The 19,759-nt window shown below is 57.8% G+C and carries 14 protein-coding genes; 7 read left to right on the plus strand and 7 right to left on the minus strand.

Going from position 1 to position 19,759, the window contains the following annotated elements; all coding sequences use genetic code 11:
• The gene (gene polX / locus BP846_RS08220; protein ID WP_292394288.1) at positions 1–1,734 is read left to right on the plus strand and encodes a DNA polymerase/3'-5' exonuclease PolX; all 1,734 of its coding nucleotides are present in this window, start codon (positions 1–3) and stop codon (positions 1,732–1,734) included.
• 33 nt (positions 1,735–1,767) lie between these two features.
• On the opposite strand, the gene BP846_RS08225 is transcribed toward polX, so the two are convergent.
• A complete protein-coding gene (locus BP846_RS08225; protein ID WP_292394290.1) occupies positions 1,768–2,205 on the minus strand; it encodes an FKBP-type peptidyl-prolyl cis-trans isomerase in 438 nt (145 codons plus the stop codon).
• A 111-nt stretch (positions 2,206–2,316) separates the two neighbouring features.
• Entirely contained in the window at positions 2,317–2,958 is a 642-nt protein-coding gene (locus BP846_RS08230) for an FkbM family methyltransferase (protein WP_292394292.1), read from the minus strand.
• A gap of 270 nt (positions 2,959–3,228) precedes the next feature.
• On the opposite strand from BP846_RS08230, the gene BP846_RS08235 reads away from it, so the two are divergent.
• Positions 3,229–4,536, plus strand: coding sequence for a glycosyltransferase (locus tag BP846_RS08235; protein ID WP_292394294.1), 1,308 nt, complete (start codon positions 3,229–3,231; stop codon positions 4,534–4,536).
• Positions 4,537–5,175: 639 nt separating this feature from the next.
• Here the strand turns inward: BP846_RS08235 and BP846_RS08240 are convergent.
• Complete coding sequence (locus BP846_RS08240; protein ID WP_292394297.1) at positions 5,176–6,774, minus strand: DEAD/DEAH box helicase; 1,599 nt, start codon at positions 6,772–6,774, stop codon at positions 5,176–5,178.
• Positions 6,775–6,915: 141 nt separating this feature from the next.
• On the opposite strand from BP846_RS08240, the gene BP846_RS08245 reads away from it, so the two are divergent.
• Complete coding sequence (locus BP846_RS08245) at positions 6,916–7,653, plus strand: uracil-DNA glycosylase family protein (protein ID WP_292394299.1); 738 nt, start codon at positions 6,916–6,918, stop codon at positions 7,651–7,653.
• 35 nt (positions 7,654–7,688) lie between these two features.
• On the opposite strand, the gene BP846_RS08250 is transcribed toward BP846_RS08245, so the two are convergent.
• Both BP846_RS08250 and mgtA read right to left on the minus strand, forming a co-directional pair.
• Complete coding sequence (locus BP846_RS08250) at positions 7,689–8,255, minus strand: Hsp20/alpha crystallin family protein (protein ID WP_292394301.1); 567 nt, start codon at positions 8,253–8,255, stop codon at positions 7,689–7,691.
• 347 nt (positions 8,256–8,602) lie between these two features.
• On the minus strand, positions 8,603–11,125 hold the full coding sequence (mgtA, locus tag BP846_RS08255; protein WP_292394303.1) for a magnesium-translocating P-type ATPase: 2,523 nt from the start codon (positions 11,123–11,125) through the stop codon (positions 8,603–8,605).
• A 635-nt stretch (positions 11,126–11,760) separates the two neighbouring features.
• Here mgtA and BP846_RS08260 point away from each other — a divergent pair.
• Genes BP846_RS08260 through BP846_RS08275 form a run of 4 tightly spaced genes read left to right on the plus strand, consistent with a single transcriptional unit; the run spans position 11,761 to position 16,824 of the window.
• Positions 11,761–12,093 (plus strand): hypothetical protein, encoded by a 333-nt coding sequence (locus BP846_RS08260; protein ID WP_292394305.1) that lies wholly within the window; start codon positions 11,761–11,763, stop codon positions 12,091–12,093.
• Positions 12,090–13,346 (plus strand): glycosyltransferase family 4 protein, encoded by a 1,257-nt coding sequence (locus BP846_RS08265; protein WP_292394307.1) that lies wholly within the window; start codon positions 12,090–12,092, stop codon positions 13,344–13,346. The genes BP846_RS08260 and BP846_RS08265 overlap by 4 nt, the downstream gene beginning before the upstream one ends.
• Positions 13,265–14,545, plus strand: a complete 1,281-nt coding sequence (locus tag BP846_RS08270) for a glycosyltransferase family 4 protein (protein WP_292394309.1) — start codon at positions 13,265–13,267, stop codon at positions 14,543–14,545. The genes BP846_RS08265 and BP846_RS08270 overlap by 82 nt, the downstream gene beginning before the upstream one ends.
• Before the next feature lie 8 nt (positions 14,546–14,553).
• Positions 14,554–16,824 (plus strand): DUF2206 domain-containing protein, encoded by a 2,271-nt coding sequence (locus BP846_RS08275; protein WP_292394311.1) that lies wholly within the window; start codon positions 14,554–14,556, stop codon positions 16,822–16,824.
• A 75-nt stretch (positions 16,825–16,899) separates the two neighbouring features.
• Here BP846_RS08275 and BP846_RS08280 read toward each other — a convergent pair whose 3' ends face one another.
• Both BP846_RS08280 and BP846_RS08285 read right to left on the minus strand, forming a co-directional pair.
• Positions 16,900–18,177 (minus strand): lipopolysaccharide biosynthesis protein, encoded by a 1,278-nt coding sequence (locus BP846_RS08280; RefSeq protein ID WP_292394313.1) that lies wholly within the window; start codon positions 18,175–18,177, stop codon positions 16,900–16,902.
• Positions 18,178–18,386: 209 nt separating this feature from the next.
• Positions 18,387–19,759 (minus strand): CARDB domain-containing protein (locus tag BP846_RS08285; RefSeq protein WP_292394315.1); only part of this gene is annotated, 1,373 nt, incomplete at its 5' end.

Below are 19,759 nucleotides of genomic sequence, written 5' to 3' on the forward strand. Positions count from 1 at the left end.
ATGGAGATGCTCCAGGGCATGACGAACATCGAGGTCGCGGCTATCCTCTACGAGGTCGCCGACCTCCTCGAGATCAAGGGTGTCGGGTTCAAACCGCAGGCCTACCGGCGGGCGGCGCAGGCGATCGAGACCCTGCCGGAGGATATCGCCGACGTCGCGCGAGAAGAGCGCCTCGATGAGATCCCCGGGGTCGGTAAGGGCATCGCCGGAAGGGTCCGGGAGATCGTCGAGACCGGCAACCTTGCGTATCTTGAGTCCCTGCGTGACGAACTCCCCGAGGGCGTGCAGGAACTCACCCGGATTGAGGGGATCGGGCCGAAGAAGGCGATCACCCTCTCCCGTGAACTCGGCATCCGGTCCATCGATGACCTGGAGGCAAAGGCGTTGGCCGGCCGGATCCGCGACCTCCCCGGGTTTGGCGAGAAGACCGAGCAGAACATACTCGCGGGTATCCGGATGAGCCGGACGGCAAAAGAGCGCCACCTCCTCGGGTATATCCTCCCGGTCGCACGGGAGATCGAGAAGCGGCTTGGATCGCTCGCCTCAGTCCGGCGGGTGAGCCTTGCCGGCTCGATACGCCGCAGGAAGGAGACGATCGGGGATGTCGATATCCTGGCCGCCTCAACGCGTCCGGAGGAGGTGATGGAGGTCTTCGCCACCCTCCCCGGGGTCTCGCGGGTCCTTGCCCGGGGGACGACGAAGACATCGGTGGTGCTCGCGACCGGCGTCCAGGTCGACCTCCGGGTGGTGGAGGACGAGCACTTCGGGGCCGCGCTCCAGTACTTCACGGGGTCAAAGGAGCACAACATCGCGCTCCGGAAACTCGCGATTGCGAGGAACTGGCGCTTGAACGAGTACGGGCTCGTAGACCTCGCAAGCGGCAGGGTGGTCGCGGGAGAGGACGAGGCGGGGGTCTACCGGGCCCTTGCCCTCCCCTGGATCGAGCCGGAACTCCGGGAAGACCGCGGCGAGATCGAGGCCGCACGGGCCGGGAACCTGCCGGATCTCGTCGAGTACGGGTCGATCAAGGGCGACCTCCATGTCCACACCCACTGGAGCGAGGGCGCCCACTCCATCGAGGAGATGACGGCGGCGGCACAGGCGCTCGGCTACGAGTACATCGCCATCTGCGACCATGCAGAGACCCTCCATATCGCCCGCGGCCTCTCCCCCGAGCGCCTGGTCGACCAGGTGCGCGAGATCGAGCGTATCAACCGGGCGGCTGACGGCGGCGTTACCCTTCTCTCCGGCACCGAGTGCAACATCGGCATGGACGGCAGGATCGACCTCCCGGACAGCATTCTTGCCGACCTTGACGTGGTGGTTGCGAGCGTTCACTCCGGGTTTAAGCAGCCCGAGCGGGAGATGACACAACGGATCATCACGGCAATGCACAACGATCACGTCGACATCCTCGGCCACCCGACGGGACGGATACTTCTCTCACGGGAGCCGTACCGGATCGATCTCGCCGCGGTCTTCGATGTCGCAGCAGCGCTCGGCGTCCTCTTAGAGATCAACGCATTCCCGGGCAGGCTGGACCTCTCCGACGTCAACTGCCTCTCTGCCCGCGAGGCGAATGTCCGGTTCTCGCTCGGTTCGGATGCGCACAACCGGGAGAACCTCCGCTACATGGAGTTCGGTGTCGCGACCGCCCGACGGGGGTGGCTCTCGGCGAACGATATCGCCAACACCCGCTCGCTTGAGGGGTTAAGAAGGATTCTGCGGTCTTAGGGGTTACCCGGAGGTTCCCCCGACTCCGCGCTCTCACGCGGCGCTGACGACATCCACGAGCCGGATATCGAACGTCAGGGGCCGTCCGGCCAGCGGATGATTGGCGTCCAGCGTCACGGTCGAACCCGATACCTCGCTGACGGTGACGATGGCCGCCCTGCCGTCCGGCTGCTGCACCTTGAGTTGCTGGCCCGGTTCGGGCTCGATCTCCTCCGGGAACTGCTCCCGTTCGACCGTCAGCGTCATGTCGTCACGCCGCGGGCCGTAGGCCTCTTCGGGCGGGATTGTGGTGGTCTTTATCTCGCCCGGTTCCATGCCGACCACGGCCTTCTCGAACCCCGAGATGATCTGCCCGCTGCCGATGGTGAACTCCAGAGGTGCTCGTTCATCAGAGGTGTCAAAGACCGTGCCGTCATCCAGTTTTCCCGTGTAGTGCACCTTGACGGTATCGCCTTCTTTTGCCTGTACCATACTGCTTCACCGGCAGGGTGGTGATCCCGGAATCCTATTTATGCGTGTCGGCCGTGCCCGGGTTGCCGGCGTTTCGCGCGTTCTCCCGGTATTTTGAGGGCTGCCGGGCGTTCACCTGGCGCTCTTCTGGACGGCGTGCAGGATCCCCATCACGCCCTTCACGTCATAGCCGGGAGTCCGGTCGATCGCAAAATCGTAATGCTCCCCGATGTAGTCGAGGAGCGGCCTGTTCACCGGTCCCCCGATCGGGGGCATATGCAGTTCCATCTCGATGCGGCGCACCCCGTCGAGGTCTCCGGGCCGGATAGACCACTCCGCCCCCTCGCAGTCGCACTTCAAGAAGTCGCATCCTCCGGCCATGCCGGTGAACTCCCCGAAGGTATGGGTCGTCACGGTGACGGTCTCGTCTCCCCAGGTGATCTGCTCTGTGCCCCCGTCGCCGAGCGCCCCGCTGACCACCGTGACATTGGCGTCGTTCGTCCTGATGTTCTCCTGCAGAGCCTCCGTGAGGACGGGTTCGACCGCGAGGACCCGCCGTGACCGCCGGGCGGCACGGATGCAGAAAGCGCCTACATTGGCCCCGATATCCAGGACGATATCCTCCGGCCGGATATCGTCGATGTGATACTCGCCGACGACGTAGACGGCATCGGCCCCTTCAGGCATCCTCCTGAAGGTTACACCGTCGTGGGTGGTGACCAGGGGCGGGTATCCGGGACCGCTGCCTCTTCCCGGGGCGTGCTTTAGGTACATTACACTGGATAGCGTTAGGATCTGGGCCTATATGGGCGTTTCTCCCCCGGATACTGGTGGCGCTTCGTCCCATCGGAGCCCTTGCGCTCCCCTGTCCTGCAGCGTCCGGAGGCCCCGGATTGTGCTCTTTTATTAATCCTTTTTTCTTCACTTGGCCCGGCGATGTATTGCTTTAATCCGTTTTTGTCCCATATTAACGGCTATATCGGTCTGAGTAATAATTTAAAATCTCTTTTTTATATAAGTATGTTTATAGATTTGAACGTACAGATGATCTACATAGTACGTCTCTACACAGTCTTTGAGGGGAGAACTGCGATGGCCTACATGGACGGAATAACCTGTATATGCGATAACGGCCGGACGCTTGAGGACCACCGGCCCATCGTCGGCGACGATGTCATCTCCGGAATCTACCGCAAGGCGGCGAGTCTCCAGGGGAAGCGGGTCCTCCACGTGAACTCGACCTACCAGAGCGGCGGCGTAGCGGAGATGATCCTCTCGCTGGTTCCGCTCATGAACGACGTCGGTATCGAGACGCAGTGGAATATCTTAAACGGCGAAGGTGACTTCTTCGTCATCACCAAGAACTTCCATAACGCGCTCCAGGGGCAGGCGGTCGCGTTCTCGGATGAAGAGAAGGACCTCTACCTCCGGACGAACGAGTCCTTCTCCGGAAAGATGACGATCGACCACGACCTGGTGGTCATCCACGACCCACAGCCCCTGCCCCTTATCCGGTTTTACCAGAAAGCCCAGCCCTGGGTCTGGCGGTGCCATGTCGACCTCTCGAACCCGGACATGGACCTCTGGGAGTTCCTCAAGGGCTTCGTGCTCGACTACGACCGGATGGTGATATCGCACGAGGAGTACCGGCGCCGCGGGATGCCGATGGAGCAGTGGATCTGCCGGCCAGCGATCGACCCGCTCTCGGAGAAGAACCGCGACCTCTCTTCCCGGGAGATCGCCGGTCTCCTTGCGAAGTATGGCGTGCCGACCGACAAGCCGCTGGTCACCCAGATCTCACGGTTCGACAAGTGGAAGGATCCCGAAGGCGTCATCGATGTCTTCTCCGAGGTTAAGCGGCATGTCGACTGCAGGCTGGTGCTCTGCGGGAGCATGGCTCCCGACGACCCCGAAGGCTGGGCAATCTACCGCCGGGTCGAGGAGGCGGCACGGGCCTTCATCGATGCCGGCGATGTCATCCTGATCACCGCCGAGGACCACCTGCTGGTCAACGCCCTGCAGCGGGCTTCAGCCGTCATCCTCCAGAAATCGCTCCGCGAGGGGTTCGGCCTGACCGTCACCGAGGGGCTCTGGAAGGGGCGGCCGGTCATAGCGTCCCGCGTCGGGGGCATACCGCTCCAGATCGAGGATGGGGAGACCGGTTTCCTCCTCGACCCGACCGACACAGACGGGTTTGCCTGGCGGGTCCGGCAGGTCCTCGAGAACCCGGAGCTCGGAAAGCGGCTCGGGCAGGCCGGCAAGGAGCATGTCCGGCAGCACTTCCTGATCACCCGCCTCCTCTCCGACTACCTGGACATGCTGACCGCGGAGCTTGTGGGCCGGAATACCTGAAGGGCAGGTCCCCTGCCCGGAAAACGTACCAGAAGAATAGTTACTCCACGTCCGGGAGGGCGAGACGGTGTACGTGAACGCCGCGGCCACCCACTTCAGGTAATTCACACCTATCCCGGTTTTCCGGGACCGGTTCCTCTGGAGGGGGCGCGCTTCGGGTCAGGTTGTCCCGTCTCGCGCCCCCCATGCAGGGCAGGCGGCACAGATGGCTGGCTGAAACCCGGGCAGGGATGTTGCAGGGCCAGACACACCTTTGTATCAATATACTATTGTGAGTATGCAGGTCACAGAGCAGGTTTTTCTGTATGTCTTTGATGGCGATGAGACTCCGGAAGATTCAGAGATTATAGCCATACCAGTTGACGCCACCACCCCCTGACGATGACAAAATATACGCGCGGGTATATAATCGTTTCTCCCGGCAGGGACCGGCGCTGCTATCCAGAGAACCCCTCCGCACTCCCGGGGTACCGTGAGGTACTCCCGCCGGCCCGTAGTGGAGGAGGTCCTGATTCTCTAAAAAAAGATTCCGGATGAGCGGCGGTTATGGTTCCGCAACCTCTCGGGCCGCGGTTCGCGTCTTCCGGCTCGATGAAAGATCTTTAGGGCCGGCTCCGCTCGAAGCCGGCCTATAGGGCCTTACCGCCCGCCCGGCGTTCCGGTGATCTCGATCGGCTGGGTCAGCCTGACCCTGGCGATGGTCTTGCCTTTCATCCCCTCGATGACCTGCTCGGCGGCATCCTGGGGCACTTCGACGGTGGAGTAGGCATCGTAGATGTTGATCGCACCGATGATGTTGCCGGGAATCCCGGTCTCGCCTGCGATTGCTCCGACGATGTCCTTTGGCCTGATCTGGTGAGCGCTCCCGAGCGGGATCCTGAGGAGGGCCAACCCCTGGGTCGGCCTGATATCCTGCGACAGGCTCTGGCCCCTATCGGCCGGGCCGCCCGCGCCGAGTTCCAGTTTCAGGAGGGCAGCGGCAACCTCAAGCGACGTGTAGTCTTCTGATATTATCCGTTCGACGAGGTTCACATAGTGCTCGAGGCCGCCCTCGTCGATGACCTGCTGCACCCGGTCGATGAGTTTGCGTGTCCGGCTCTCCTCGACGTCTCCCTGTGTCGGGAGCGGGATGCGGGCGATCTTGATCCTGGTATAGTCCTGGATCGTCCGGAGCTTGAAGTACTCTTTCGGGCCCACGAACGTGACGGCTCGCCCGGCGCGTCCGGCACGTGCCGTCCGGCCGATGCGGTGGATGTAGTAGTCGATGTCCTGCGGGACGTCATAGTTGATGACCAGGTCGACATCCTCGACGTCGATACCCCGTGCGGCGACATCGGTGGCGACGAGTATATCGATGTTTCCGGCGCGGAACTTTGCCATCACCCGGTCCCGCAGGGTCTGCTTCATGTCCCCGTGGAGGCCTTCGGCGAAGTATCCCCGGGCCTGGAGGTGGGTGGTCAGGTCGTCGACGCCCCGTTTGGTGTTTGAGAAGATGAGTGTCAGTTCCGGGTCGTACATGTCGAGCAGCCGGGAGAGGATCTCGAGTTTGTCCCTGCTCCGCACCTCGAGGTAGAGCTGCTCAATCTGCGGGACGGTCACTTCCCGGCGTGCGACCGATATGAACTCGGGGTTCTTCTGGAACCGCTTTGAGATCTCGAGGATCGGTCTCGGGAGGGTGGCCGAGAAGAGGACTGTCTGGCGGTCCCGCGGGGTATCGTCGAGGATCTTCTCGATGTCTTCGCGAAAGCCCATGTCCAGCATCTGGTCCGCCTCATCGAGGACGACCAGTTTCACACCGGCAAACGAGAGGGTCCCGCGGTCGAGGTGGTCGAGTACCCGCCCGGGGGTCCCGACGACGATCTGGGCGCCGCGCTGCAGCCCCCGGAATTGCCGCTCGATCGGCTGGCCCCCGTAGATCGGGAGGATGTTGATGCCCCGCTGATATTTCGCCAGGCGGGCGAACTCCTCGGCAGTCTGGATGGCGAGTTCCCGGGTTGGGGAGAGGACAAGGACCTGGGTCTCCCGGCTCTCGGTGTCGACCCGCTCGATCGCCGGGACGCCGAACGCCGCCGTCTTTCCGGTCCCGGTCTGGGCCTGGCCGGTCACGTCGCGTCCTTCGAGTATCGCGGGTATTGTGCTTACTTGAATCGGCGTAGGCTCCTCAAAGCCCATATCTTCTATAGCCCGGAGCGTCTTCTGCGATATATTGAATTCCTTAAAGGTAATATTGTTCTCCATTCACTCACCTCTTTGTGCTGATACCTCTTTATATGTCGCATTATGGGGTCTTGCATATCCTCCGCCGGGACCGGGGGGACCCCTGAGTCCTCACCTGCCTGCCCTGCAACTGATATCCCCCGGCGGGTAACCACCTATTCTATGAATGATCAGTTGTCTCCACCGGTGAGCGCCGCGAGAGTTGCGGAGGTCTACCTGCGGTATTTCGCCGGGCGGCCGGAGTATAGCGGGGTCGCCCTGCCCGGACTCCTGCCGCACGACGCCTGCGGCGTCTACGGCACCTACCACAGGCCCGGTCGCGTGAAGGTGCTCTTCATCGCCGAGTCCCCGCCCTGGACCGCCGGACGGCGTGAGGTTGCTCGTCCCGGAGACTGCTTGAGCCCTGACTACCCCTACTTCTGGAATGATCGCTACGACGTGGGGCGCCGCCGGGCGAGAGCGCCGCTCTCCGGCGGGCTCGCGGAGAATATATTCCTCATGCTGGGGCTCGACGGCGAGTCGCGCCGGGAGAACCTGGAACTCTTTGCCGGGAAGAACTTCTTCCTGGTCGACACGATCAAGTGCGTCTTCCGGAAGAACCGGAAGGCGGCGATCCCAAACGACCTCGTCAGGATGAGCGCCCGGGAGGTCCTTGCCCGGGAGATCGCCGGTCTCGCCCCGGAGTACGTCGTCGCCCTCGGGAAGACGGCGCTCATGGGGCTTCGCGCGATCGAGCCCTACGCGAGCGCTCTTGCGGGTGTCGGGAAGATTACAGAGATCCTCCCGGAAGACCTCTTCGAGGAGCATCACCTCCTCTGCGTGCCGTATCCGGGCGGGCGCAACCGGCGCTACCTGGACCTGATCGAGTCGGGGTTTGAGCATATCAGGGATCTTGTATAGGCGGGCGACCGGCCGAGGGATCTTGCGAGCCCCTCCTACCCGGCGAGTTTCCTCTTTCCCTCCTCGTACAACTCTTCTTTGCGCTTGCGGAGCCTCGCGGCCGTCGCCTCCTCCTCGGGGCTCCCCCGGGCGGCCTGTTGAGGTCCTCCGCTCACCGGTATGGTCTTCCCGCCGGTCTCGACAACCTTCTTCAGCCGCACCTCGAGGACGCCGTTCCTGAAGGTGGCGTGTGCCCCCTCTTCTCTGACATCCACGGGCAGGGTGGCTGTCCGGGAGATTGCGCCGACCTTTCGCTCCCGCATATAGTATCCTGCCTGCTCGGCTTCTCTCGCTTCCTCCCGCCGGGCCGAGATCCGGAGTGTCCTCGGGTCGAGAAGCCGGACCGATATTCCCTCTCTCTCCACGCCGGGGAGGTCGGCAACGACCACGACGTCTGTGTCGTCTTCCCGGACATCAACCGTCGTTCCGGCGCCGCCGAGCAGGGGTACCTGCTGTGCGGCCCCCGAGATGCGTTCCATTGTCTCGTTAAACTGCCTCTGCATATCCCCAAGCATCTCGTCAAATTCAGCCCGGAGTCCGCGGGGCGATCCTCTCCATGCCATGCTTCGTTAACTCCTGCCTCACTCGTTTCCAGTATCGGCAGGCTCACAGGGTGTGAACACTTTATATACGTTCCTGTGCGGTGCTCCGCCCTGCCGGAATACCCGGGGTCAGGGCTCAATCCTCTCCGGGGGACTTCCTGGAGTGTTCTCGCTTGTTGTGCCGCCGTCTCGGCCGGGAGGTAGAATTCATTGCCGCGTGGAAGGAGTTTGCCGGCGGGACCTTCCAGTGGGGTGCAGGCCCCCCGGGGTGCTCCTGTTACAGGACGCCGAACAGCCTCAACGGTTCGTATCGGTCTTCTTCCGCCGCCGGCAGATCAAACCACGTCCTCGTATGGAAAGAGACCCCTTCAGGAGCGCCCGGCAAAGAACCTGGCCTTCACCACCTCGACCACCACCAGGTAACCCGCCACCAGCCCGGCGAGGACCAGGTAGAAGTGCGGCGGCAGCGGGACAAAGCCGAAGGCGGCCCCCAGGGGAATGAAAGGCACCGCGAGGGCGACGGCGATGACCGCGGCGGTGCTGAATGCCAGCTGCCAGCTCGGTCTGCTCCGGTAGAACGGGCTCATCCGTGTCCTGATGACAAAGATGATCAGGGTCTGGGTGACGATCGACTCGATGAACCACGCAGTCTGGAAGAGGGGGGCCGTTGCATGGAAGACCAGCAGGAGAATCCCGAAGGTGAGGAAGTCGAAGAGCGAGCTGATAGGACCGAAGACAACGATAAAGTCCCTGATGAAGTGTATATCCCAGCGCCGGGGACTGGAGATGTATTCGTCGTCGACCCGGTCGGTCGGGATCGTCGACTCGGAGAGGTCGTAGAGGAGGTTGTTGAGGAGGATCTGGATCGGGAGCATCGGCAGGAAAGGCAGGAACAGTGACGCTCCTGCGACGCTGAACATATTGCCGAAGTTCGAACTCGTTCCCATCATGAGGTACTTCATCGTGTTCCCGAAGGTTTTGCGCCCCTCCATGACGCCGTCCCCGAGGACCTGTAGGTCTTTTTCAAGGAGGACGATGTCTGCAGACTCCTTTGCAATATCCACCGCCGTATCGACCGAAATGCCGACGTCGGCGGTCCGGAGGGCCGGAGCATCGTTGATCCCGTCTCCCAGGAAACCGACGATGTGATTGTTTCTCATCAGCGCCCGGATGATCTGGTCCTTCTGGATGGGCGTCACCCGGGCAAAGATCGTGGTCTCGTCGACCACCCGCGCAAGCGCCTCATCGGTCATGTGGGTGATCTCGGCACCGGTCAGAGACCGGCGCACCGGAAAGCCCAGGTCCCGGCAGATCTTCCTTGTGACCTGCTCGTTATCCCCGGTGACGATCTTCAGGTCAACCCCGTCGCTGACAAGCCGCTGGAGCGATTCCTGCGCCTTCTCCTTCGGTGGGTCGATGAAGGCCACAAAGCCAAGCAAGACCATCTCTTTCTCATCATCCGGGGTATAGACCGCCTTTGCATCTCCGGTTGGCCGGCAGGCGACCGCAAGAACCCGGAAGCCGTCGGCGCTCAGCGCCTCGTAGCGGTGTTCCACTTCCTCCCGCAGTTCGCCGGTGAACGGCCGGACCCCTGCCCGGTCTCTGGTCGAAGAACAGATATCAAAAACCTGCTCCGGAGCACCCTTTGTGATCAGGAACCGTTCGCCGTCCTTCTCGACGATGATAGAGAGCCGTTTCCTGACAAAGTCGAAGGGAATCTCGTCGACCTTCCCGTAGCCCTCGACCGGGATGTCGCGGTAGGCGAGGATCGCCTCATCAAGCGGGCTCTTCAATCCTGTCTGGTTGAGGCTGTTGAGGTACGAGAAGAGCAGCACCGTCTCGTCGTCGTGCCCCTCCGGATCGGTGTGGAGCACGAGGGAGATGGCGTTCTCCGTCAATGTCCCGGTCTTGTCGGTGCAGAGGACATCCATGCTCCCGAAGTTCTGGATCGCCTCGGGGTGCTTCACGAGGACGCCCTTCTCCGACATGGCTATAGCCCCTTTTGCGAGGTTTAAAGAGAGGATCATGGGGAGGAGTTCGGGCGTCAGCCCGACGGCGAGGGCCACGGCGAAGAGGAGGGATTCAAGGACGCCGTGTTTGAAGACGGCGTTGACCAGGAATACGACCAGCACCAGGAGGAAGGTGGTGCGCATGATCAGGTAGCCGAAGTGCCGCAGCCCCCCCTCGAACTCGGTCTCAGGAGGACGTGCGGTAAGCGCCTGGGCGATATGCCCGTACTCGGTGTTCTTCCCGGTCATGGCGACCACGGCGGTCGCGTGGCCGCTCACCACCGATGTCCCGAGGAAGAGGTAGTTATTCCATGTGTTCCGGTCCGTATCTGCCGCTGGAAGAGGATCTGCAGTCTTTTCCACCGGGAACGGCTCGCCGGTCAGGGCCGACTGGTTGACGAAGAAATCGCGGGCGGCAAGAACACGGGCATCTGCGGGCACGATGTCCCCGGCAGTGAGGTCGATGACGTCCCCGGGAACCAGCTCGGCCATCCTGATCTCCCGGCGTTCTCCATCACGAAGCGTCGTTGCCGTCCTGGTAATCTTCTGTTTTAAGAGATTGACCGCCGCTTCGGCCCGGTACTCCTGGAAGAAGTCCAGGGTAACACTGAGGACGACGATGACGAGGATGATCATAGCCTGAACGATCTCGCCGACGAAGGCGGATATGATCGCAGCGATGACGAGGATGATCACGAGCGGATTCTTCAGGTGGCCGAGGAATGCGACCAGGCCGCGATACCGGCGCGCCTCTGCGATCTCGTTCATCCCGTATCGTCTCTGCCTCAGGGCCGCCTCGGCGGTCGAGAGGCCGGAGGATGACGACCCGAGGTGAACGAGGCAGTCGTCGGCGGTCATTGCAAGCAGGTCCTCGGTCTTCATCTACCCCTGCAACGGGCGGCGGCTATGTGATAATAGTTTCGGGGGCCTGTCTTTGCACCCCTTGAACTCATATCCGGGTGGACAAGACCGGAACTCACACGCCCTGGCAACCCCTGTCATATCTCCCACATCCTATGACGTGGAGAGATCACCACCTGTGCCCCCATGCCCCGGGTCTGCACAGGGCATGCAGATCCCGGTCATCATGGGGAGCCCCGGGAAGAGCATATCCACCGGGTGGCAAGAGGGTCTGCTTTTATCGGTTGAGCCTGTGGCCGAACGCGGTTTCATACCAGCACTACATACGCAAGAAGTTAAACATCTGGCCCTGGCATACCCGATCCGGGAATATTAAAGGTCGATCTTATTCTCTGTTGCAGACCGTTCCGTTCGCCAATCGAATCCTCGCGGTGTGAATTATATCGACATTACTATATTACATAGTGAATATTTTAGACAAACTATTATATAGTATAAAGTTCAGCATGGAACTCAACACATCAAGGGGGAGATGATATTCGGCGATACACTTACCTGGTAGAATTTTGCTCGACCAATACGATATGCAGACCTTCTTTGCATCCAGGTATGGGATACCGGCAGTTGAGTGGCACCTGCGTTACAGGGGATGTCGGATGACATCGGTACAGATGCAGGTCGTTGGGGATATCCTTCTCGGGCCAAAAAACGGGAAAAATCGTTTAAGAAGGTACAGAAGGAATTTCTGCAGAACGATCCACTTTTTTGGAACCCTGAAGACGGTCCTTTCAGGCGTCGGCAGCCAGATTACTACAAATGGTGAGGAGGCCCTCACCTACAACCTTGCAACCTGCCGGTACCGCATCAGGGAGCACGGGCCCGCATCCCTCACCGAATGCGGGATCCGGCTTCTCATTTTGTTCCGCCAGAACTGTTACGCAGGCATAATCAGACGACGGCTCAAGCAACAGGCCTGTGATCGTTTATGAAGATCCTCCAGGTGACGCCGTTCTTCAAGCCGAGTTGGGAGTCCGGGGGCGTGGCACGTGCGGCATATGAGATCTCAAGGCGTCTCCAGATGGCAGGCCACGACGTTACGGTATATACGACGAATCGGAGCACATATCCGACCGGGCTTCCAACGAACAGACCTATCGATATCGAGGGGATGCGGGTCTACTATTTTGAAAATTTACGGAAGTATTTTCCGAGCACAGCAGCAATACCCGTAGTCCCGTACTATTTGCCGTTCGTTGCACGCCGTGATCTGCAGAATTATGATATTATTCACATCCATGAGCACAGGACGCTCCTTGCGGCCATTGTAAGTCATTATGCCAGGGAGTACGGCATTCCATACGTCCTGCAACCGCACGGATCGCTCCCTAAAAATCGAACCCTGGGTAAGGTAAGGGTGAAAAACCTCTTTGATCTCATCTCAGGATCTGCCACTTTAGATGCTGCATCAAGACTGATCGTCATGAACAGCATGGAAAAGGAACAGAGTATAATGATGGGCATTCGTGAGGATAAGATCGCCGTTATTCGCAACGGCATCAGTCTCGAAAGGTGCATTACCGCCAGGAGCAAAGGAGAATTCCGCAAATCATGCGGAATAGAGAACGGAAGCAATCTCATTCTATACCTGGGCAGAATTGATAGAATCAAGGGAATTGATTTTCTGATAGAAGCGTTTTACCGGCTGGTGCAGGAGCAAAAAGATGCCATCCTGGTTATTGCCGGGCCTGAATGGGGTTACAAACAGGAACTCGAGGAGAAAGTACGCACTCTCGGAATTCAGGATCGGGTACGATTTGTCGGCTATATGGATGACGTCGGTTTTGCCTATCAGGATGCTGATCTGCTCGTCTATCCAGGAATGTATGAGATATTCGGGCTTGTCCCGTTTGAGGCGATCATGAGCGGAACCCCGGTGATCGTCACAGACGGCAATGGCAGCGGAGAACTCATCAGAGAGGGTGACTGCGGCCTGGTTGTACGATATGGAGACTGTGCTGATTTAGCGAAAAAAATGGCATTCTGTCTTGAAAATCCCGAGGAAGGGAGGAAAATGATTCAGCGAGGGCAGGAATTCGTTCGGAAGAACCTGACATGGGACCGGATCGTGGAAAAACTCGATCAGGAATACAGGAAGTGCCTATGCCTGCAGAAGAGCGGAAATCCGACAACGAGTTCCTCGACCGTGGAAAAACTCGAACAGGAATACCAGAAGTGTCTATGAATATACTGGCAATTCCAACAACCGTCGGGCTATCAAAACCACTGAGCGGGGGCCAGAATCGGTTTTGCAACCTTGTCAAGTGCCAGGCCGCACATAACCGCGTCATTGTACTCGAACCAGATCATCTTCATGACGAGAGCGATGATGATGTCGCGAAGGTCTATACTTATCATGATATCGAGGCGCTCCAAAGGAGATTATCCATATTCAGAGATATTAATCTCGATTTCATCCGTAAGGCGGCGCGGATCATCAGGGACGAAGAGATTGATCTCATCCAGATCACCCATCCAAGCGGAGCAATGGCGGCCAGGACACTCGGTTTCCTTACGCGCAGGAAGATAAAGATAGTGTATGACGCTCACAATGTTGAATCCGACTTCATTCAACAGACCTTTGCGAACCATGACCACTACTCCCCGATGGAGCGGAAACTCATACCCGCCTATACGAATTTGCTGGAGAGGGTCTCCTGCAGGTACCTGTTCGACCACATCACCGCCGTGAGCGACAATGATGCAGCTACGTTCAGGAGGAAGTATCATCTCAAAGATGGGATGATCAGCGTCATTCCTTCGGGATGCAGTATCCGTTCGAGGATATCTGATGGAGCAAGAAATAAGATTCGCGAAGGGATGGGGCTGCGTCCCACGGATATCGCTGTATTCTTCCACGGCCTCTACGGGCATCCGCCGAACCGGGAAGGGTTTGATCTTATTCAAACCTATATTGCCCCTCGTTTTGCCGATACAAACCCGGATGTATTATTTGTCATCGGTGGGACGCAGGTTCCAACGTTTGAAGAAGCAAACGTCAGATCGCTTGGGTTCATCACCGATATCCAGAATATTTGCGGCGCCGATATCGCCATTGTGCCTCTTAGAAGCGGAGGAGGGACAAAACTAAAAGTATTCGATTATATGAGCGCCGGTCTACCAATTGTGACCACGAAGAAAGGAATCGAGGGAATCGATGCTGAAAATTACGAGCATGCGATCATCGTTGACGACGTCGATGAAGACTTCATAGCGGGGATCCGGTATCTGATCGAAAATAAAGAAGAACGGAAGAGAATTGGAGACAATGCTCGAGCGCTGGCCGAAGTGAAATATGACTGGCGAATAATCAGGGGAAAACTGGAGAACCTGTACCAGACTCTGGTTCCGGAATCAAGTGCCCGTCATAGCGACTCCACATAGATGATGCCATGCAGATCGAAAATCCAATTACGCTAAACGACTGGAAGATCCGGAATTATTTCATCGCGATCCTGGGGTTTCAGCTGGGACTCCTGGTTATACAACTTCTGGCGAGTACGGACCCGTATATCCTCGCTCTGCAAGCGATCCTGGGGTTTACCTTTTTTACATTCGTTCCGGGTATAATCGCTCTCAGACTCATGAGGATACATAATATAAGTACCCTTGAGACACTTCTCTATGCAGTTGGGTTGAGCATAGCAATCCTCATGGCTACCGGGTTCCTTATGAGTGTGTTCTACCCCATCTTTGGGGTCTCCCGGCCGCTGTCGCCCGGTTCAACCCTGGTGACAATCAACGTCATAACATTGATTCTGCTCATACTCAGTCTCGCCAGAGATGGTCGATCCTCCGAACCGGGCTCTATCGATACGGAGACGTTTCTCTCAAGACCTGCGTTTCTCTTGTATCTAGTGCCGTTCCTGACAATTATCGGGACCTATTTCGTAAACCAGTATCACAACAACGGAATTCTCATGCTGGTAATCGCGCTCATCGCGGTTATACCTATACTGATTGGATTAAACCGGGTGATCCCGGAAACGCTGTACCCTCTGGCAATCTTATCCATCTCCGTCTCGCTATTGCTTCACACATCGCTCATATCTCCCTATCTATGGGGCTACGATATCCATTATGAGACATTCCTTGCAAACCTCGTCATAGATAACTCATTCTGGGATTCCACAAGTCCCGGAAATGTGAACGCAATGCTCTCCGTCGTCCTGCTGGCTCCGATGTACTCGTATATCACGGGGTTGGACCTGACCTGGGTGTTCAAATTAGTCTATCCGATTATCTTTGCCCTTGTGCCCCTGGGGTTGTATCATGTTTTCCGGAGGCAGATAGAGGCAAAGAACGCTTTCCTTGCATGTTTCTTCTTCGTCTCATTCATAATATTTTACGCGGAAATGGCCTCTCTGGCGCGTCAGGAGATTGCAGAACTCTTTCTCGTCCTGCTCATCATGATAATGGTCACGAGAAATATTCCCCGAATAACGAATTTCGCGTTATTTGTGGTATTCGGTGCCTCTCTGGCCGTTTCGCATTACGGAACATCATATATCTACCTGCTCTTCCTCATCGCGGTCTGGCTGTACATGACTCTCTCCTCAATCACCGCAACCCGCGGACATACTATTCTCAAACGTTTGCGAAAAGCAGCAGGGGAGAGATCGTCAGGGGGAGATTCCTTGAGCTGGAGGGATGACGGGAGGGCGATAACCGCCGTTCATGTCCTCTTTTTTACCGGGTTTACACTCGGGTGGTACATACTTATCGCGGGAGGGACTTCCTTCGATACAATCGTATCGATCATCGATCACATTGGCAATACGGTCTTGGTGGACCTGCTGAACCCCGAGGCAACTGAAGGGTTGGACCTTCTCATCAGCACTCCCCAATCGCCCCTGCATACCGTCGCCAAAGGCCTCCACCTCATTACTCTGGCACTCATCGTCGTTGGGTTTATCGCCATCTGTTCCTGGCGCAGTACCACCAATTTTTCAAGGGAATACATTGCGTTCTCTTTTATTGCGCTCCTCTTCGGAGTTGCGGGCGTCGTTGTACCAAACTTTTCCAGCACACTCAACACCTCAAGACTCTACCAGATTGTGCTCATCTTCCTTTCCCCGCTCTGCGTTATCGGCGGCATCAGCATACTTGCGGCACTGGGAACATATATCAATAAACTCCGGAGCGGATGGCTCACGGGACGAACGCCGCTGGTACTGATGTCGGTTCTCTTCTCATTGCTGTTCCTCTTCAGTACGGGTTGGATCTACGAGTGCGCCAACGATCAGCCGTCGTCCATCGCTCTAAGTCAGGACTCGATTAAGAAATACGGAGGCGGTACACCGAAAAATGTGTTCTATGGAACGTTCATACCGGAGCACGACGTTTTTGGTGCCCGCTGGCTGGGCAAGTACACGGAGGACGGTTCGGTCGTCTATGCGGATAGAACACGGAAAGATAATGTATTGACCTCCTACGGCAACCTCGCGAGGACGCCCCCCTTCTTGCCCAAAACAGACTTCGAACCGGTTTGGGGCGCATATGGCGCATATGTTTATCTGGCGACATATAACGTCGTCGAGCGCTCCGCAAGCGGTCCTGAGGAGTATTATGATTACTGGAGCATCGAAGAGATATATCCCGCGATCTGCCGCAACAACAAGGTGTATTCAAACTATCAGAGCGAGATATATCAGAACGGGTAACACTTCCTCCGTGCTGCTGCCGTCCCGGGATCGGCGTTCACGCCTGATGCCCGAAAATGTGCGTGGGAGAGTAAATCACAGAACGTACCGCTTAGCCATGGATAGCACTACAAAGATACCGATCAGTGCGTATGTCAGGATCCATGCATACCCCACACCAAGAATCCCGAATTGCAGCATCAAGATATAACTGGACGCCAGAAGCAGGATGAAGATGATGGCGCTGATAACGATCAGACTCTTCAGCCCGTACTGAACTTTCTTGATTGCAATAAATACTTCCGAAAACGAGAAGAAAAAACTTGAAATTGCCAGAACCTTAACTAATTCGAGCCCTTCTACATAATCCGGACCGATCAAACCGAGGATATGCTCTCCGAATACGAACAAGCCCACAACCGCCGGGATGAGCAGCGCAAAAATTCCGGCGAGCGATTTTAGTACGTTTCTCTTCAGTGCTTCGCCGTGGCTGCCCTCGACAAAGAGCGATGTCGTGAAAGACGTGGGGATGAGGAATAAGAACATGACAAGTGCATACGCAATGAAGTACTGAGCGGCTTTTTCTGCACCGAGAATGTTCAACACAAGAATCGGGAGGATCGTGCTCGGAGCCGCAATGAGCAATCCGGAAAAGTAGTTGCCTGCAGAGAAGCGAAACGAATCGATCAAAAAGTCCCTATCAAGGCCGGATAGATGAATCCCGGACCTGTAGAGAAGGAAAACCGAAACAATGAGGGCAATGATGAATGAAAGACCCAGCGAACTGAAGATTCCAAGTGCTCCGAGAAAAATCAGAGGAATGAGAATAAGGAGCCTTGAACCAAAAAGGAGGCTCTGAAGGAAGTAAAATTCGGATTTCCGCAGTGCAACGAATGCTGCACCGATAAAAGCCGTTACAGAGTTGGCTATCAGAAAGGTGATGTAGAGGAGCGCATAGTCCTTGACCGGGTGCAATTCGGGCGACCAGGTATCCACCGTGGCTATGAACAGAGCTCCCAGGACAAACCCGAATAGTGATGTAACGATTATTGCCGTTCCCAGGACCTTGGATTTATCCCGCGTCGGAAAAAACCGTATGATCGATTGATCAAATCCAAGCTTCGATAAGAGGATCAGCATCCCCATGGATGAGATAAGGGCCGTCGCAACCCCTACGTCTTCTTGCGGATAGAACCGTGCTGCAAGCATCCAGAATATGAAGCCAAAGCCTGCACTTGAGATCGATGTGAGGATGATGAAGAACGTATTCCTATACAGCGGGTCTATAAGATAGGCTTTCAGTTCAACGGGGTTTTTCGGGAACGCGTGCATTATTTCCCCTAATGGATGTATCGCGTATATCAAATTATCCATCCTGGCGCCCCTCCTGCACCGATACGTCGTACCGAGGGGCCCATACTATTAAATGAATCCAGAACGTTTGGGACGTCCACACATGGTGTGGCAAAGGAGAAACGGCCGCTACTGACGACGAATCCAGGCGTTCACAGATCAGGAGGCGGACGGGTACCGGAAAAAAAGTTTGGGGGTGAGCGGCGTGAGAAACGATCTCTTAAAGGGTCTCACAGTGCATCTACTCTTCCGAAGAAGTAGTCGGCCAGCAGTGAGACGTCGTTCCAATCTACCTTACCGTCGGCATTGAAGTCTGCGTCGGGGTCTGCTTCGACACGCCCGAGAACCATGTCGCCGATAAGAGCAACATCAGCCCAGTCTACTTTCCCGTCGGCATTGAGATCCCCTTTTTCAGGTTGCGGGGTTGACGTTGCCGCCGTGATGGACTTGGTAAGGATGTTGTTGGTCTCGCTGGCCTCGGCGATCCGGTTGACGTCGTCGACGGTGGCCTTCACGGTGTGAGTGCCCTCGATGGCTTTCCAGGCTGAGCCGGCCGAGCCGCCGTTCGCGGTCAGGGTGACCGATGAACCTGGAGCGATCAACGCAGTGTGGGTATCCGACCAGACACCCGGACCGGCCGCTCCGTCATCAAACGTGAAGAGGATGCCGTGCTTTGTGCCTGCAGGCGTCGCGGCGGTGCCCTGGTTCTTGATCGTGGCCTTGAGCGTCACCGCACTTCCGGGAGCCGGGTTTGCCGGTTCCCAGGAGATGTCGGTCACCACGAGATCCGGCTTCCCGGAGGGAGCCGGTGTCGGGGTCGGCGTCGGTGCAACATTCGAGACCGTGATCTGCTCGGCGCGGACGTTGTTGGTCTCGTCGCTCTCAGCGATCCGGTTGACGTCGTCGACGGTGGCCTTCACCGTGTGAGCGCCCTCGATGGCTTTCCAGGTTGCGCCGGCCGAGCCGCCGTTCGCGGTCAGCGTGACCCACGCTCCCGGAGCGATCGACGCGGTATGGCTGTCCGACCAGACACCGGCGCCGGCCGCTCCGTCATCGAACGTGAAGAGGATGCCGTGCGTCACACCCGCAGGCGTGGCGGCGGTACCCTGGTTCTTGATGGTCGCCGAGAGGGTCACCGGTGCCCCGGTCACCGGGTTGGCCGGCACCCAGGCGATGTCGGTCACCACGAGATCCGGCTTCCCGGAGGGAGCCGGCGTGGTGGGGGTCGGTGTCGGGGTGGTCGGTGTCGGGAGCGGAGTGCTGCCGGGCCTGACGACCGCACAGTTGACGATACTGACTGCTCCCGAGTTGACGCTACTCGTCGTGATTCCCGTCGAACCCACTGGAAGTGTATTCGAAACCGTCTTTATGCCTTCAACGACGACGTTTTTGGTCCCCCCTCCAGCTACGGTGAACGGCGTCGCCACATCGGATACAATGCTCCCGGTGAATTTTGAATTGGAAGCGCTGTTCACCGTGACGAGCTTGGACGCGCTGTTTCCTGAGGCATGGATATCGACGTTTGAAGAGACAAAACCCACTCCCAGCGCCGGATCTCCTATCAGAGCGCCGACACCGTCGATGCCTCCCGGATTGGTCATCG

The sequence above is a fragment of the Methanoculleus sp. UBA303 genome, assembly GCA_002501655.1.
Classification (GTDB): domain Archaea; phylum Halobacteriota; class Methanomicrobia; order Methanomicrobiales; family Methanoculleaceae; genus Methanoculleus.

Coding starts and splice junctions, on each gene's coding strand:
- BP846_RS08265 (WP_292394307.1), top strand. CDS start 12,090: ATGAAGATCCTCCAGGTGACGCCGTTCTTCAAGCCGAGTTGGGAGTCC.
- BP846_RS08235 (WP_292394294.1), top strand. CDS start 3,229: ATGATCTACATAGTACGTCTCTACACAGTCTTTGAGGGGAGAACTGCG.
- BP846_RS08270 (WP_292394309.1), top strand. CDS start 13,265: ATGCCTGCAGAAGAGCGGAAATCCGACAACGAGTTCCTCGACCGTGGA.
- BP846_RS08260 (WP_292394305.1), top strand. CDS start 11,761: ATGACATCGGTACAGATGCAGGTCGTTGGGGATATCCTTCTCGGGCCA.
- BP846_RS08250 (WP_292394301.1), bottom strand. CDS start 8,255: ATGGCATGGAGAGGATCGCCCCGCGGACTCCGGGCTGAATTTGACGAG.
- BP846_RS08230 (WP_292394292.1), bottom strand. CDS start 2,958: ATGTACCTAAAGCACGCCCCGGGAAGAGGCAGCGGTCCCGGATACCCG.
- BP846_RS08275 (WP_292394311.1), top strand. CDS start 14,554: ATGCAGATCGAAAATCCAATTACGCTAAACGACTGGAAGATCCGGAAT.
- BP846_RS08245 (WP_292394299.1), top strand. CDS start 6,916: ATGAATGATCAGTTGTCTCCACCGGTGAGCGCCGCGAGAGTTGCGGAG.
- mgtA (WP_292394303.1), bottom strand. CDS start 11,125: ATGAAGACCGAGGACCTGCTTGCAATGACCGCCGACGACTGCCTCGTT.
- BP846_RS08240 (WP_292394297.1), bottom strand. CDS start 6,774: ATGGAGAACAATATTACCTTTAAGGAATTCAATATATCGCAGAAGACG.
- BP846_RS08225 (WP_292394290.1), bottom strand. CDS start 2,205: ATGGTACAGGCAAAAGAAGGCGATACCGTCAAGGTGCACTACACGGGA.
- BP846_RS08280 (WP_292394313.1), bottom strand. CDS start 18,177: ATGGATAATTTGATATACGCGATACATCCATTAGGGGAAATAATGCAC.
- polX (WP_292394288.1), top strand. CDS start 1: ATGGAGATGCTCCAGGGCATGACGAACATCGAGGTCGCGGCTATCCTC.